The organism is Pseudoxanthomonas taiwanensis, from assembly GCF_010093135.1.
Taxonomy (GTDB): domain Bacteria; phylum Pseudomonadota; class Gammaproteobacteria; order Xanthomonadales; family Xanthomonadaceae; genus Pseudoxanthomonas; species Pseudoxanthomonas taiwanensis.
On the sequence record NZ_PDWK01000007.1, the window covers coordinates 29,982 to 45,247 of the forward strand.

The 15,266-nt window shown below is 72.6% G+C and carries 15 protein-coding genes and 1 tRNA gene; 7 read left to right on the forward strand and 9 right to left on the reverse strand.

The window, feature by feature from the left end; genetic code table 11:
• Positions 1–135: 135 nt before the first annotated feature.
• Positions 136–1,563 carry a sugar porter family MFS transporter gene (locus CR938_RS02470; RefSeq protein ID WP_162123492.1) on the forward strand — a complete coding sequence of 476 codons (1,428 nt, stop codon included), beginning with the start codon at positions 136–138 and terminating at the stop codon, positions 1,561–1,563.
• A 123-nt stretch (positions 1,564–1,686) separates the two neighbouring features.
• On the opposite strand, the gene CR938_RS02475 is transcribed toward CR938_RS02470, so the two are convergent.
• Positions 1,687–1,761, reverse strand: a tRNA-Glu gene (locus tag CR938_RS02475).
• A gap of 74 nt (positions 1,762–1,835) precedes the next feature.
• On the opposite strand from CR938_RS02475, the gene pcnB reads away from it, so the two are divergent.
• From pcnB to pgi, 6 genes are all read left to right on the forward strand, one after another.
• Positions 1,836–3,215, forward strand: a complete 1,380-nt coding sequence (gene pcnB / locus CR938_RS02480; protein WP_162123527.1) for a polynucleotide adenylyltransferase PcnB — start codon at positions 1,836–1,838, stop codon at positions 3,213–3,215.
• Positions 3,212–3,712: a 2-amino-4-hydroxy-6-hydroxymethyldihydropteridine diphosphokinase gene (gene folK, locus CR938_RS02485; RefSeq protein ID WP_162123493.1), complete on the forward strand. Its 501-nt coding sequence runs from the start codon at positions 3,212–3,214 to the stop codon at positions 3,710–3,712. The genes pcnB and folK overlap by 4 nt, the downstream gene beginning before the upstream one ends.
• 84 nt (positions 3,713–3,796) lie before the next feature.
• Entirely contained in the window at positions 3,797–4,612 is an 816-nt protein-coding gene (gene panB / locus CR938_RS02490; RefSeq protein ID WP_162123494.1) for a 3-methyl-2-oxobutanoate hydroxymethyltransferase, read from the forward strand.
• 12 nt (positions 4,613–4,624) lie between these two features.
• The gene (gene panC, locus CR938_RS02495) at positions 4,625–5,467 is read left to right on the forward strand and encodes a pantoate--beta-alanine ligase (protein ID WP_162123495.1); all 843 of its coding nucleotides are present in this window, start codon (positions 4,625–4,627) and stop codon (positions 5,465–5,467) included.
• Between the two features lie 86 nt (positions 5,468–5,553).
• Complete coding sequence (panD, locus tag CR938_RS02500; protein WP_162123496.1) at positions 5,554–5,934, forward strand: aspartate 1-decarboxylase; 381 nt, start codon at positions 5,554–5,556, stop codon at positions 5,932–5,934.
• Positions 5,934–7,448 (forward strand): glucose-6-phosphate isomerase, encoded by a 1,515-nt coding sequence (gene pgi, locus CR938_RS02505; protein ID WP_162123497.1) that lies wholly within the window; start codon positions 5,934–5,936, stop codon positions 7,446–7,448. Before panD ends, pgi begins: the two co-directional genes overlap by 1 nt.
• Positions 7,449–7,478: 30 nt before the next feature.
• On the opposite strand, the gene mgtE is transcribed toward pgi, so the two are convergent.
• The 8 genes from mgtE to CR938_RS02545 form a co-directional block, all read right to left on the reverse strand.
• Positions 7,479–8,840, reverse strand: a complete 1,362-nt coding sequence (gene mgtE / locus CR938_RS02510; protein ID WP_162123498.1) for a magnesium transporter — start codon at positions 8,838–8,840, stop codon at positions 7,479–7,481.
• 193 nt (positions 8,841–9,033) lie between these two features.
• Positions 9,034–10,752, reverse strand: coding sequence for a phosphoenolpyruvate--protein phosphotransferase (gene ptsP / locus CR938_RS02515; protein WP_162123499.1), 1,719 nt, complete (start codon positions 10,750–10,752; stop codon positions 9,034–9,036).
• A gap of 61 nt (positions 10,753–10,813) precedes the next feature.
• Positions 10,814–11,083: an HPr family phosphocarrier protein gene (locus CR938_RS02520; RefSeq protein ID WP_162123500.1), complete on the reverse strand. Its 270-nt coding sequence runs from the start codon at positions 11,081–11,083 to the stop codon at positions 10,814–10,816.
• Positions 11,076–11,468: a PTS sugar transporter subunit IIA gene (locus tag CR938_RS02525; protein ID WP_162123501.1), complete on the reverse strand. Its 393-nt coding sequence runs from the start codon at positions 11,466–11,468 to the stop codon at positions 11,076–11,078. The genes CR938_RS02520 and CR938_RS02525 overlap by 8 nt, the downstream gene beginning before the upstream one ends.
• 99 nt (positions 11,469–11,567) lie before the next feature.
• Positions 11,568–12,437 (reverse strand): RNase adapter RapZ, encoded by an 870-nt coding sequence (rapZ, locus tag CR938_RS02530; protein ID WP_162123502.1) that lies wholly within the window; start codon positions 12,435–12,437, stop codon positions 11,568–11,570.
• Positions 12,434–13,387 carry an HPr(Ser) kinase/phosphatase gene (hprK, locus tag CR938_RS02535; protein WP_162123503.1) on the reverse strand — a complete coding sequence of 318 codons (954 nt, stop codon included), beginning with the start codon at positions 13,385–13,387 and terminating at the stop codon, positions 12,434–12,436. The genes rapZ and hprK overlap by 4 nt, the downstream gene beginning before the upstream one ends.
• 88 nt (positions 13,388–13,475) lie before the next feature.
• Complete coding sequence (gene hpf, locus CR938_RS02540) at positions 13,476–13,790, reverse strand: ribosome hibernation-promoting factor, HPF/YfiA family (protein WP_162123504.1); 315 nt, start codon at positions 13,788–13,790, stop codon at positions 13,476–13,478.
• A 59-nt stretch (positions 13,791–13,849) separates the two neighbouring features.
• Complete coding sequence (locus tag CR938_RS02545) at positions 13,850–15,259, reverse strand: RNA polymerase factor sigma-54 (protein ID WP_162123505.1); 1,410 nt, start codon at positions 15,257–15,259, stop codon at positions 13,850–13,852.
• Positions 15,260–15,266: the final 7 nt, after the last annotated feature.

Genomic DNA, 15,266 nt, shown 5'->3' on the forward strand with positions numbered 1-15,266 from the left:
CGGACGGGGAGGTGAGCGCTCCCATGGGCGCCGGCGCGCGGTAAAGTCGCCGGGTCGTCGTCGCCCCGGGAGGGACGCGGGGCACCCGCAACGAGGGCCGGCCGGTGCCGGTGCGAACGAACCTGAGGAGGTTGCATGAGCAGTACCACCACCGCCGTTGCGACGGCCAACGACGAGAACACCCGGTTCATCGTCCTCATCAGCCTGGTGGCGACGCTGGGCGGCTTCCTGTTCGGCTACGACAGCGGCGTGATCAACGGCACCGTGGACGGCCTCAAGCAGGCCTTCCGCTCCGATGCCGCGGTGACCGGCTTCAACGTGGCCTCGATGCTGCTGGGCTGCGCGGTGGGCGCGTGGTTCGCCGGCACCCTGGCCGACCGCTACGGCCGCCGCACCATGCTGCTGTGGGCGGCGGTGTTCTTCCTGGTCTCGGCCTGGGGCTCGGGCATCGCCAACGGCTCGGCGGAATTCGTGGTCTACCGGGTGCTGGGCGGCCTGGCGGTGGGCGCGGCCAGCGTGATGTCGCCGGCCTACATCGCCGAGGTGGCCCCGGCGCGCTACCGCGGCCGCCTGGCCACGGTGCAGCAGATCGCCATCATCTGCGGCCTGTTCGGTTCGTTCCTGAGCAACTGGTGGCTGGCGCGCATCGCCACCTCCTCGCTGTCGGAGCTGTGGTTCGGCTTCGCCGCCTGGCGCTGGATGTTCTGGGCCGAGATCGTGCCGATCCTGGTGTTCGGCGTGGCCCTGCTGTTCATCCCGGAGAGCCCGCGCTACCTGGTGGCCCGCGGCCTGCGCGAGCGCGCCCAGGGCGTCCTGACCCGCCTGTACGGCCAGCAGGCCGGCCTGCGCAAGCTGGAGGAGATCGATGCCTCGCTGGCCGCCGACCACCACCGGCCGCGCCTGTCGGACCTGATCGACCGCGCCCGCGGCCGGATCCGGCCGATCGTGTGGGTGGGCATCGGCCTGGCCACCTTCCAGCAGCTGGTCGGCATCAACGTGGTCTTCTACTACGGCGCGGTGCTGTGGCAGGCGGTGGGCTTCTCCGAGGCCGACGCCCTGCTGATCAACGTCATCTCCGGCGGCGTCAGCATCTCCGCCTGCCTGGTCACGGTGATGCTGATCGACCGCGTCGGGCGCAAGCCGCTGCTGTGGATCGGCTCGGTGGGCATGGCCGTGTCCCTGGGTGTGGTGGCCTGGGCCTTCTCCACCGGCCAGCTGCAGGAGGGCAACCACCTGGTGCTGAGCGATTCCATGGGCGTGGTGGCCCTGGTGGCGGCCAACGTCTACGTGGTGTTCTTCAACGCCTCGTGGGGCCCGGTGATGTGGGTGATGCTGGGCGAGATGTTCCCCAACCAGATCCGCGGCTCGGCGCTGGCGGTGGCCGGCCTGGCGCAGTGGACCTCCAACTTCCTGATCACCTGGACCTTCCCGATGCTGCTGGCCGGCATCGGCCTGGCGGCGGCCTACGGCCTGTACACGGCCGCGGCAGTGCTGTCGGTGTTCTTCGTGCTGCGCTACGTGCACGAGACCAAGGGCAAGGAGCTGGAGCAGATGCAGGGCTGAGGCCCGGGCCCCGGCGCCGCGCGCCGGGGCCTTCCGGCCCGGCGCGTACGCACGTGCGTGCGTGCGCGCAAACGAAAAAACCCCGCGCAAGCGGGGTTTTTCGTGTCGCATCACCTCACCGGGTGGCGCTCCCTAGGGGACTCGAACCCCTGTTTTAGCCTTGAGAGGGCCACGTCCTAACCGCTAGACGAAGGGAGCGTTGCTTGGATGTTCCCAGCGAAGGCGCGCTAGTATATGCATGCCACCGGCGGGGTGCAACAGTCCCCCTCCACCTGGTCTGTCACGGAAGCACACCCATCGAACCGCAAGCCCTGCCACAACCCGTCCTGCGCTCCATCCCCCGCGACCAGCACCCGATTTCGCGCAAGGACATAAGCCCCAACGCCCTGCGCGTGCTGTACCGGCTGCGCGAGGCCGGCTTCGGCGCCTTCCTGGTCGGCGGTGCGGTCCGCGACCTGCTGCTGGGGCGCCATCCCAAGGACTTCGACGTGGCCACCGACGCCACGCCCGAACAGGTCCGCCAGCTGTTCCGGAACTGCCGCCTGATCGGCCGCCGCTTCCGCCTGGCGCACGTGGTGTTCGGGCGGGAGATCATCGAGGTGGCCACCTTCCGCGCCAACAGCGACGACGGCAGCGGTGGCCGCGAGGTCGAGGACGGCCGCCTGGTCCGCGACAACGTCTACGGCACCATCGAGGAGGACGCGGTCCGCCGCGACTTCACCGCCAACGCCCTGTACTACGCCATCGAGGACTTCTCGGTGCGCGACTACGTGGGCGGCTTCGAGGACGTGCAGGCGCGTGTCCTGCGCCTGATCGGCGATCCGGCCACCCGCTACCGCGAGGACCCGGTGCGCATGCTGCGCGCGGTGCGCCTGGCGGCCAAACTCGGTTTCACCATCGACCCGGCCACCGCCGCGCCGATCCCGGAACTGGCACCGCTGCTGGCCGAGGCCGCCCCGGCGCGCCTGTTCGAGGAGATGCTCAAGCTGTTCCTGGCCGGCCACGCGGTGGCCAGCTTCGAGGGCCTGGAGCGCTTCGGCCTGCTCGACGTGCTGATGCCGGACACCGCCCGCGCCCTGCGCAGCAACCGCAGCGGCGCCCTGCGCCGGATGCTGGTGGAGGGCCTGCGCAACACCGACGCGCGGGTGGCGGCCGACGAGCCGGTCTCGCCGGCGTTCCTGTTCGCCCTGCTGCTGTGGCCGGCCTACTGCCGGGCCCTGGCTGAGCTGCAGGCCCAGGGCATGCCCTCGGAGGAGGCGCAGCGCCGCGCCGCCGACCGGGTGACCCTGCGCCAGGTGCAGCCCATCGCCCTGCCCAAGCGCTTCCCCCTGCCGATGCAGGAGATCTGGCTGCTGCAGTCGCGCTTTTCCCCCCGCCAGCGCAAGCGCGTGTTCCGCCTGCTGGCCCATCCGCGCTTCCGCGCCGCCTACGACTTCCTGGTGGTGCGCCTGGCCGCCTCCGACTCGCACGCCGCCGACGTGGAATTCTGGCGCCACGCCCAGCAGGTGCCCGGCGACGAGCTGGCCGCCAGCCTGGGCGCGGCCGCCGCGGCCGGCGAGCCGGAGATGCTGCCGTCCCGGCGCCGCCGCCGGCGCCGCCGGCGCGGAGGCGGCAACGGGGGTGGGGCGGGCGAAGGCCAGGCCGGCGAATGAGTGCGCCGGCCCGCGCCTGCGTCGGCCTGGGCGGCAACCTGGGCCGGCCCGAGGAGACCCTGCGCCGCGCCGCCGCGGCGCTGGACGCGCTGCCCGGGACGCGCCTGGTGGCACTGTCGCGCCTGTACCGCACCCGCGCCTGGGGGCGCACCGACCAGCCCGACTTCGTCAACGCCGCCGCGCTGCTGGAGACGGCCCTGGCGCCGGAGGCGCTGCTGGCGGCGCTGCTGGAGATCGAGCGCCAGGCCGGGCGCGAGCGCGCCGCGGAGGAACGCTGGGGCCCGCGCGTGCTGGACCTGGACCTGCTGCTGTACGGCGATGCGCGCATCGAGCGGCCCGGCCTGCGTGTGCCGCATCCGCACCTGCACGAGCGCGCCTTCGCCCTGGGGCCGCTGGCCGAGGTGGCGCCGGAGGCGCTGGTGCCCGGGTACGGCACGGTGGCGGCGCTGCTGCGCACGCTGGACACCTCCGGCGTCGAGCCGCTGGACGGTGCCTGAGCCGGAAAGCTGCGTGGCGCCGGCTGCACCGGCACGCGCGGCGAATTGGGCGATAATGTCCCGCTTGTCGAACCGGAAAGCCCCATGAGCGTACACGCCGAGCAGAAGCCGTGGACCGTGCCCGCGCTGGCCGAGGCCAAGCGCCAGGGCCGCCGGCTGGCGATGCTGACCTGCTATGACGCGGGCTTCGCCCGCACCCTGGACCGGAACGGCGTGGACCTGGTGCTGGTGGGCGACTCCCTGGGCATGGTGGTGCAGGGGCATGACTCGACCCTGCCGGTCACCGTGGCCGACATGGCCTATCACACCGCGGCCGTGGCCCGGGTCCTGCGCCAGGCGCTGCTGGTGGCGGACCTGCCGTTCCAGGCCGACGCGACGCCCGAGCGCGCGCTGGACGCCGCCGTGGCGCTGCTGCGCGCCGGCGCGCAGATGGTCAAGCTGGAAGGCGCCGGCCCCAAGCTGGAGGTCATCCGTTTCCTGACCGAGCGCGACATCCCGGTGTGCGCGCACCTGGGCCTGACCCCGCAGTCGGTGCTCAAGCTGGGCGGCTTCAAGGTGCAGGGCCGCGAGGAGGCCGCCGCCGCGCGCCTGCTGGAGGACGCTCGGGCGGTGGCCGCCGCCGGCGCCTCGCTGCTGGTGCTCGAGTGCGTGCCCACCGGCCTGGCGCAGAAGATCACCGCCGCCGTGGACATCCCCACCATCGGCATCGGTGCCGGCCCGCACTGCGACGGCCAGGTGCTGGTGCTGCACGACTTCCTGGGCCTGGACAGCGGCCACCGCCGGCCGCGCTTCGTCAAGGACTTCCTGGCCGAGGGCGGCTCGGTCGCCGGCGCGGTGCGCGCCTATGTCGAGGCGGTCCACAACGGGACCTTCCCCGATGCCGGCCATGCCTACGCCTGAGGCCTGCCACCCATGATCGAAACCATCACCGACCTCGACCGCCTGCGCGAGCGTGTCCGCGGCTGGAAGCGCGAGGGCCTGCGCGTGGGCTTCGTCCCCACCATGGGCAACCTGCACCCGGGCCACTTCTCGCTGGTGCAGCTGGTGCGCCAGCACGCCGACCGGGTGGTCTCCAGCGTGTTCGTCAACCCGACCCAGTTCGGCCCCAACGAGGACTTCACCCGCTACCCGCGCACGCCCGACGCCGACACCCGCGGCCTGGAGGCCGCCGGCTGCGACGTGCTGTGGCTGCCGACGGTGGAGTCGATGTACCCGTTCGGGGTGGAGCTGGCCGGCCGCGTGCACATGCCCGGCGTCAGCGCCGTGCTCGAGGGCGAGTTCCGTCCGGGCCACTTCGACGGCGTGTGCACCGTGGTCGCGCGCCTGTTCAACCAGGTGCAGCCGGACGTGGCCGCCTTCGGCAAGAAGGACTACCAGCAGCTGGCGGTGATCCGGCAGATGGTGGCGGACCTGCACTTCCCGATCCGGATCCTGGCCGGCGAGATCGTGCGCGAGGCCGACGGCCTGGCGATGAGCTCGCGCAACCAGTACCTGTCGGCCGGGGAGCGCCCGCGCGCGGCCGAGATCCACCGCACCCTGTGCGCCATGCGCGACGCCCACCTGGCCGGCACCCCGCGCGCCGAGGTCGAGGCCCTGGGCCGGCGGCGCCTGGCCGAGGCCGGCTTCGCGGTGGACTACGCCGTGGTCCGGCGCCCGGACCTGGGCGAGCCGGCCGACGGCGAGCCCGGCCCGCGCGTGGCCCTGGTCGCCGCGCGCCTGGGCAGCACCCGCCTGATCGACAACCTCGAATTCTGAGCCGGGGCCGCCGCGGGCGGCCCGCTCCCGTTGCGCGCGCAACTTTTTGCGCGTTGCTACCATCCCCGCTGCAAGAGCCACCTCCGATGCACCTGTCCCTGCTCAAAGCCAAGATCCACCGCGCCACCGTCACCCATTCCGAGCTCAACTACGAAGGTTCGGTGGCCATCGACGGACTGCTGCTGGATGCCTCCGGCATCCGCGAGTACGAGCAGGTGCATGTCTGGAACGTGACCAACGGCGCCCGCTTCACCACCTACGCCATCCGCGCCGACGAGGGCAGCGGCATCATCTCGCTCAACGGCGGCGCGGCGCGCCACGTGCAGGTCGGCGACCTGGTGATCATCGCCGCCTTCGCCTCGGTGGACGCGGCCGAGGCCGACGCCTTCCGGCCGACGCTGGTGTACGTGGACGGCGCCAACCGCATCACCCACACCAACCACTCGATACCCAAGCAGGCTGCCTGATGACAGTATCCGCTTCCGGTTTCAAGGTCCTCCAGGAACACGCCACCCGCCTTGCCCGCACGGGCATCGCCGAGTTGCTGGGATCAGAGCCGGAGCGGGTATCGGCGCACGCGCTGCAGGTGGGCCCGCTGTACGCGAACTTCGCCCGCCAGCGCTACGACCGCCAGGCCTGGGAGGCGCTGCTGGCCCTGGGCCGGGAGCGCGACCTGGCCGGCGCCTTCCGCCGCCTGTTCGACGGCGAGACGGTCAACCCGACCGAGGGCCGCGCCGCGCTGCACACCGCCCTGCGCGGCGACCTGTCGCAGGCCGCCGCCGCGCGCGAGGCCTACCGCACCGCCAGCCAGGTGCGCGCCCGCATGGGCGCGCTGGTGGCGGAGCTGGCGGACAGCGAGGTCACCGACGTCGTCAGCGTCGGCATCGGCGGCTCGGACCTGGGCCCGCGCCTGGTGAGCGATGCCCTGCGCGGCCCGCTGCCGGGCCGCTTCCGCGTGCACTTCATCTCCAACGTGGACGGCGCCGCCGCCCAGCGCGTGCTGGCGCCGCTGGACCCGAAGCACACCGCGGCGGTGTTCATCTCCAAGACCTTCGGCACCCAGGAAACCCTGCTCAACGGTGCCATCGTGCGCGACTGGCTGGGTGGCAGCGGGCGCATCTACGCGGTCAGCGCCAACCCGGAGCGGGCCACCGCCACCTTCGACATCGCCGCCTCGCGCGTGCTGCCGATGTGGGACTGGGTCGGCGGGCGCTACTCCCTGTGGTCGGCGGTGGGCTTCCCGATCGCCCTGGCGATCGGCTTCGACCGCTTCGAGGAGCTGCTGGCCGGCGCCGCCGAGTTCGACCGCCACGTGCTGGAGGCGCCGCTGGAGGCCAACCTGGCCGGGCGGCACGGCCTGACCGCGGTGTGGAACCGGAACGCCCTGGGCCTGGCCTCGCACGCGGTGCTGACCTACGACCAGCGCCTGGCGCTGCTGCCGGCCTCCCTGCAGCAGCTGGGGATGGAGTCGCTGGGCAAGCGGGTGCAGGCCGACGGCAGCCCGGTGCAGGCCGACACCGTGCCGGTGTGGTGGGGCGGGGCGGGCACCGACGTGCAGCCCAGCTTCTTCCAGGCCCTGCACCCGGGGACCGGCGTCGTCCCGGCCGACTTCATCGGCACCGTGCGGGGCGACGACCCGTACGCGCAGAACCACGAGGCGCTGCTGTCCAACCTGCTGGCGCAGACCGAGGCCCTGGCCAACGGGCAGGCCAGCGACGACCCGCACCGTGCCTATCCGGGCGGCCGGCCCAGCACCACCATCCTGCTGGAGTCGTTGACCCCGCGCTCGCTCGGCGCGCTGCTGGCCATGTACGAGCACAGCGTGTACGTGCAGTCGGTGGTGTGGGGCATCAACGCCTTCGACCAGTTCGGCGTGGAGCTGGGCAAGCAGCTGGCCAACCGCCTGCTGCCGGCGCTGCGCGGCCAGGCCCAGGCCGAGGACCCGGTCACCGCCGAGCTGGTCCGGCGCCTGCGCGGCTGAGGCACGCGGCCCGGCACCCGGGCCGCGCGCTCAGCGGATCAGGATGAGCGTGGCCAGGCCGAGGAAGCAGAAGAACCCCATCACGTCGGTCACCGCGGTGACCACCACGGTGCCGGCCACGGCCGGATCGATGTTCATGCGCCGCAGCAGCAGCGGCAGCAGAACGCCGGCGCAGGCCGCGGCGCAGAAGTTGATCACCAGGGCCAGGGCGATCACCAGGGACAGCACCAGGTCGTGGTACCAAACCAGGGCGATCAGGCCGACGATGCCGCCGATCAGCACGCCGTTGATCAGCGCCACGCGGATCTCCTTCCACAGCAGGATGCCGGCGTTGCTGGAGCCGACCTGGCCCAGTGCCAGGCCGCGCACCATCAGGGTCAGCACCTGCACCGCGGCGTTGCCGCCGATGCCGGCCACGATCGGCATCAGCACCGCCAGCGCCACCACCTTCTCCAGGGTGCCCTCGAACTGGCCGATCACGCCGGCGGCCAGGAAGGCGGTGAACAGGTTGATGCCCAGCCACACCACGCGGCCGCGCACGGCACGCCTGACCGGCGAAAACAGGTCCTCGTCCTCGTCCAGGCCGGCCGCGCCCAGGGCCTGGTGCTCGGCCTGGTCGCGGATGATGTCCACCACGTCGTCGATGGTGATGCGGCCGAGCAGGATGTTGTTCTCGTCCACCACCGGCGCCGAGACCCAGTCGTGGTCGGAGAAGCGGCGGGCCACCTCCTCGGCGCTCTCGCCCACGTAGATGGCCGGCTGCTCGTCGTCGATCAGACGGTTGATCGGGGTGGAGACCTCGTGCGTCACCAGCGCGGCCAGCGGCACGCGGCCCAGGTACTGGTGGCGCCGGCTGACCACGTACAGGTGGTCGGTGTGCTCGGGCAGCTCGCCGCGCAGGCGCAGGTAGCGCAGCACCACGTCCACGGTCACGTCGGCGCGCACCGTGACCACGTCCGGGTTCATCAGGCGGCCGGCGGTGTCCTCCGGGTAGGAGAGCACCTGCTCCAGCCGCTCCCGGTTCTCCCGGTCCATGGACTTGAGGACCTCGTCGATGACCGTGTCCGGCAGGTCCTCGACCAGGTCGGCCAGGTCGTCGATGTCCAGGTCCTCGACCGCGGCGATGATCTCGTCCGGGTCCATCGCCGCCAGCAGGCTCTCGCGCACCTCGTCGCCGACGTGCAGCAGCACCTCGCCGTCGTCCTCGGCGTCCACCAGGCCCCAGACCACCTCGCGCTTGCCCGGCGGCAGCGACTCCAGCAGGTTGCCGATCTCGGCCGGGGAGAGGGTGTTGACCAGCCGTCGCACCGGGCCGAGCCGGCCGCTGTCCAGGGCGTCGGACAGCATGCGCAGCTGGCGCGCGGTCTTGTCGTGGCGGACGGCTTCTGCCATGCGCGTCTCCGGGATTTGGTTGTAGGCCGCGACCCCGACGGACGCGCGGCGGTTCAGATGTCCATGGCGTGGATTATCGCTTGGGGCAGCGGCGCCAGCCTACCGTGGCCGTGCCGGGAAGCACCCCGGCGCCCCGTCCGGGGAGGGAAGGGCGGTGCATTCTCGCAGCCGCACCGGCCCGTGGGAACCCCGCTCAGCCGCGGCGGGCCTCGGCCAGCCAGCGTTCGATGGCCTGGCGGTCGCGGGCCTGGAGCAGCTGCTCGGACCTGGCCAGCAGCCGGCCCAGATCGCATTCGCGGATGGCCCGGCGCAGCTCCAGCAGCTTGCCCGGGTGCAGGCTGAACTCGCGCAGCCCCAGGGCCAGCAGCAGCGGCGCCATCCACGGGTCGCCGGCCATCTCGCCGCACACCGCCACCGGGATGCGATGGCGGGTGCCGGCGCGGATCACGTGCGCCAGCAGGCGCAGCACGCCGGGGTGCAGGGGCGAGTACAGGTCCGAGAGCGCGTCGTTGTTGCGGTCCACCGCCAGCAGGTACTGCACCAGGTCGTTGGTGCCGATGGAGAAGAACTCCACCGCGTCGGCCAGGCTCTCGGCGCCGATCGCCGCGGCCGGCACCTCGATCATCACCCCCAGCGGCGGGGTGGCCACCTCCACGCCGCGGCGGCGCACCGCGGCCACGGCGCGGCGCAGGCGGCGGCGCACGATCACCACCTCCTCGCGGCAGCTGACCATAGGCACCAGCACCCGCACCGGGCCGTAGGCGGCGGCGCGGGCGATGGCGCGCAGCTGGGTGTCGAACACCGCCTCGTGCAGCAGCGACAGGCGCAGGCCGCGCACGCCCAGGGCCGGGTTGTCCTCGTTGCCCAGGCTCAGGCCGGTACGGTCGGCCTTGTCCGCGCCCAGGTCGAGGGTGCGGAAGGTGACCGGGCGGCCGCTCATGCGCAGCACCGCGTCGCGGTAGACATGGAACTGCTCGTCCTCGTCCGGCAGGGCGTCGCGCTGCAGGAACAGGAATTCGGTGCGGAACAGGCCCACCCCGGCCGCGCCCAGGGCGTGGGCGCGGGCCAGGTCCTCGGCCGACTCGGCGTTGGCCAGCAGGGTGATGTCCACCCCGTCGCGGGTGCGGGTGGGCTTGCTGCGCAGCCGCTCCAGGCCGCGCCGCTCGCGCGCCTCCTCCTGGCGGCGCTGGCGGTAGGTGCGCAGGTCGTCGGCGTCCGGCTCCAGCACCACCCGGCCGGCCTCGCCGTCGACCATGACCACGTCGCCGTCGTTGATCCGGGCCAGGGCCTCGGCCGCGCCCACCACCAGCGGCATGTGCAGGCTGCGGGCGAGGATGGCGGCGTGCGACAGCGGGCTGCCGGCGGCCGAGACGATGGCCACCACGCCCTGGGCCTGCAGCTGGGCCAGCTCCGACGGGGCCACGCTGTGGCACACCAGCACCTCGCCTGCGGTGCCGCGCGGCACCGGGTTGTGGCGGTGCAGGTGGGCGTGGATGCGCCCGATGACGTGGTCCAGGTCGTCCAGCCGGCTGCGCAGGTACGGGTCGTCCATGCGCTCGAACACCGCGGCCAGGCGGTCGCGCTGCGCGCGCAGGGCGTAGCCGGCCGAGTAGCGGTGCTGGCGGATCAGTTCCTCCAGCGCCGGGCCCAGCTCCGGATCGTCCAGCAGCAGGGCGTGCAGGTCGATGAACTCCAGCGCGTCCTGCGACAGCGCGCCGTGCAGCTTCTCGCGCAGGGCGCGCATCTCGGCGCGGGCGGCCTCCAGGGCCGTGCGCAGGCGCACGATCTCCTCCTGCACGCGCGCGGCCGGCACGTGCTGCTCGACCACCTCCAGCGCGTGCGCCTGGCGCACGCGGGCGCGGCCGAGGGCCATCCCGCGGGATGCGCCATGGCCGGCGAACACGTGCCTCATGGGTGGCGGTCCTTCCGCGGGCGCCGGCGCGGCGGGGTCGGGCGGGCCGGCGCCGGCATGCTCAGGCGTCCTCGTCGAAGCGCCGCTCGAACAGCGACACCACCGCCTCCATGGCGGCGGCCTCGTCATCGCCGTCGGTGCGCACGGTCACCGGGGTGCCCTGGCCGGCGGCCAGCAGCATCACGCCCATGATGCTCTTGGCGTTGACCTCACGCCCCTTGGCCGCCAGCGTGACGGTGCAGCGGAAGGGTGCCAGCGCCTGCACCAGCTTGGCGGTGGCCCGGGCATGCAGGCCCAGGCGGTTGGGGACGGTGAGTTCACGTTCAAGCATCGTCGATGATCGCTCCATTGCGCGTGCCCGCCGCCGCGGTGGCGGACAGCTCGTCCAGTCCCTGTTCCGGATAGTTCATGACCCGCAGCAGCATGGGCAGGCTCAGCGCGGAGACGCGCCGGACGCGCGTGCCCAGACGGGCGACCTTCGCCGCCAGGTTGCTCGGGCTGGCGCCGTACAGGTCGGTCAGCACCAGCACCCCGTCGCCCCCGTCCACCCGGCGCAACGCGGCCGAGGCGGCGGGCAGCAGCTGTTCCGGATCGGCGTCGAACGGCACCTCGAAGGCCTCCGCCCGCAGCGGCAGGTTGCGCAGCAGGGAGGTGGCCGCGGCCAGGACCGCGGTGCCGACGCCGGGATGCGTGATCAGGAGAATGCCACAGGCCATGACCGAAAGTTAACAGACCGGTCGCCACCTGCGACAGCGCGGCGCGCGGTTTTTTCACGGCGGCATCACGCCCGCCGGGCGGCCCGGGCGGGCGGCGGCTCAGTCCTGCTCGCGGTGGTAGGTGGCCACCTCGTCCCAGCCCTGCTGGCGGAAGTGGGCGGCCAGGCGCTCGGCCAGGTAGACCGAGCGGTGCTTGCCGCCGGTGCAGCCGAAGGCCACGGTGACGTAGGCGCGGGTGTCGTTGCGCAGGCGCGGCAGCCAGGTGTCGAGGAAACCGGCCACCTGGCGGACGTAGGTGGCCACCTCCGGCTGCGCGTCCAGGTACTCGCGCACCCGGGCGTCGCGCCCGGTCAGGGGGCGCAGGTCCGGCTCCCAGTGCGGGTTGGGCAGGACCCGGGCGTCGAACACGAAGTCGGCCTCCACGGGCACTCCGCGCCGGTAGGCGAAGGACTCGAACAGCAGGGACAGGCCCGGGCTCTGGCCCAGGGCGTGCTCGGTGGTGACCAGGCGCCGCAGCTGGTGCACGTTCAGCGTGCTGGTGTCGATCACCGCGTCGGCCTCCTCGCGCAGCGGCCGGGTCATCTCGCGCTCGCGGGCGATGGCCTGCGGCAGCGACAGGCCCAGGCGGCTGAGCGGGTGGCGCCGGCGGGTGTCGGCGTAGCGGCGCAGCAGCACCTCGTCCTCGGCCTCGAAGTAGAGCAGGCGCACGTCCATGCCCAGGTCGTGGGCGGCCTTGCGCCACTCGGCCAGGCGCGACAGGTCGCCGTGGCGGCTGCGCACGTCGATGCCCACCGCCAGGCGCTCGGGCAGGCCGTCGTCGCGCAGCAGCCGGCGCACGAAGTCCGGCAGCAGCTCGACCGGCAGGTTGTCGACGCAGTAGTAGTCCAGGTCCTCGAAGGTCTTCAGCGCCACCGACTTGCCCGAGCCGGACAGGCCGCTGACGATGACCATGGCGTGCTGGGCGTTCATGGGCCGCGGCGCTCCAGCAGGCTGCTGTGCCGGGCGATGAACATCGCCGCCGGGTCGATGCCCTTGGTGCGCAGGATGTGCAGGCGGGTGGCGGCCTCGGTGAGCACCGCCAGGTTGCGGCCGGGCATCACCGGCAGGGTGATCAGCGGCACCTCCAGGTCCAGCACCTGGCGCGTGCCGGAGTCGCCGGTCAGGCGCTCGTAGCCGTGCGGCGAGGGCTCGGTCATCGGCCGGGTCAGGTGCACGATCAGGCGCAGGTACTTGTTCCGCTTGACCGCGGTGTCGCCGAACATCTCGCGCACGTTGAGCACGCCCAGGCCGCGCACCTCCAGCAGGTCCTGCAGCAGCTCCGGGCAGGTGCCGTCCAGCACGTCCGGGGCGATCTGAGTGAACTCGGGGGCGTCGTCGGCCACCAGGCGGTGGCCGCGGCTGAGCAGCTCCAGGGCCAGCTCGCTCTTGCCCGAGCCGGCCTCGCCGGTGATCAGCACGCCGATGGAGTAGATCTCCATGAACACGCCGTGCAGGGTCACCCGCGGGGCGAGGGTGCGGGCCAGGTGGTAGGACAGGTGGTTGAGCAGTTCATGGCCGCGCCTGGGCGAGACCCACAGCGGGGTGTCGCTCTCCTCGGCGGCGGCGCGCAGGTCCTCGGGGCAGGACTGGTTCTTGCTGATGACCAGGGCCAGCGGCCGGGCCTGGATGATCTTCTCGATGGTCTCCCAGCGCTGGCGCGGGTCCAGCGAATCCAGCCAGGCCAGCTCCTCGCTGCCCAGGATCTGGACCTTGTTGGGGTAGACGGCGTTCAGGTATCCGGCCAGCGACGGGCGGCGGGCGTTGGTACCGCCGGATTCGATCTCGCGGTTGCCCCCGTTCTGCCCGGCCACCCAGCGCAGGCCGAGCTTCTCCTGCTGCTGCTCGAACAGCTCGCGAGCGGTGATGCTGGCGTTCCACATGCGGCCCGGCCTCGGCTGTGGGTAGGTAGGGTCGCGGGATTGTCGCCGAAACCGGCGGCGCGTGGGCACCGCCGGCCGGCGGGGGGCGTCACATGGCGTCGGGGACGTCCCGGGGCACGTACTGCTGCTGCTTCTCCTTGTGCTTGACGATCAGCCGGTCCAGCTTGTCGACCAGCAGGTCGATGGCCGCGTACATGTTCTCGGCGTCGGTCTCCGCGTGCAGGGTGCGGCCGGGCACGGTGATGGTGGCTTCGACGTGGTGGGAGGGCTTGCGCAGCCCGAGCTGGACCCGCGCCTCGATGGGCTGGTCGAAACGGCGCTCGATGCGTCGCAGCTTGGTCTCCACGTACTCGCGCAGGGCCGGCGTGACCTCGAGCTGCTGGCCGTAGATGTCAATGCGCATTGTGTACCTCCTTGGTCGTTGCCGCGGGGTGGGGCTCCGCGATGCGGATCCGGAGGCCTTCAGCCGATGCGGACCCGCTCGTGCGAAGCCGGAATGTTCATGGCCTCACGATACTTCGCCACGGTGCGCCGCGCCACCGGGATTCCCCCCACCTTGAGCAGCTCGGCCAGCTTGGCGTCCGACAGCGGCTTGCGCGGGTTCTCGTTCTCGATGAGACGCCGGATCATCGCCTGGATGGCGGTGCTGGAGGCCTCGCCGCCGCCGGTGTCGATGCCCGAGGCGAAGAAGGTCTTGATCGGCAGCGTGCCGCGCGGGGTGCGCACATACTTGCGGGCGATGGCGCGGGAGACGGTGGATTCGTGCAGGCCAACCTCGGCGGCCACCTCGCGCAGGGTCAGCGGGCGCAGGGCCTGCTCGCCGAACTCGAGGAAGCCGGCCTGCTGCCGCACCAGGCAGCGCATCACCTTCAGCAGGGTCTCGCCGCGCGCCTCCAGGCCCTTGAGCAGCCAGCGCGCCTCCTGCAGCTGGCTGCGCAGGTAGCTGGCCTCCTGCTCGCTGCAGCGGCGGATCATCTGCTCGTAGCCGCGGTGGATGGTCACCTTCGGCAGGGCGTGCTGGGACAGGGCCACCTTCCACAGGCCGTGCTGGCGCCAGACCACGCAGTCGGGCACCACGTAGCTGTCCGGGTCCAGCTCGCCCAGGCGCTTGCCCGGGCGCGGGTCCAGCGAGCGCAGCAGCTGCACCGCCTGCGCGGCCTCCTCCGGGCTGCAGCGCAGCTCGTGGGCGATGCCCTCGATGCCGCTGCGGGGCAGGCGCTCCAGCGGGCCGTCCACGATGCGCAGCGCCAGGGCGTGGCCGGGCGTGGCCGGGTCCAGCGCCTCCAGCTGCAGGTGCAGGCATTCGCCCAGGCTGCGCGCGGCCACGCCCACCGGGTCGAAGTGCTGCAGCTGGTGGAGGACGGCCAGCACCTCGTCCTCGCCGACCACCTCCGGCAGCAGGGTCTCGACGATGGCCGACAGCGGCTCGCGCAGGTAGCCGTCCTCGTCCAGGGCGTCGATCAGGGCCACGCCGATGCGGCGGTCGCGCTCGGACAGGTGCGACAGGTGCAGCTGCCACAGCAGGTGGTCGGACAGGCTTTCCGGCTCGGCGGCGCGCTCGGCGTAGCCCTCGCGCTCATCGTCGTCGAAGCCGCCCGGGCGCTCCCGGGACGGCCCTTCGTCCGCCCAGTCGTCCGCGGGCCCGTCCGGGTCGCCGTCGCCGGCGGCCCCGGCGGCCTCATCGGCCGGGCCGTCGCCGGCGGCGTCCGGCTCGGCCTCGTCGGCCCATTCCAGCAGCGGATTGGCCTCGATCGCCTGGGCCACCTCGGTGCGCAGTTCCAAGGTGGACATCTGCAGCAGCCGGATGGCCTGACGCAGCTGGGGCGTCATGACCAGGCTCTGTCCCAGCGATGTCTGCAGCCGTGCCTTCATGTCCCTG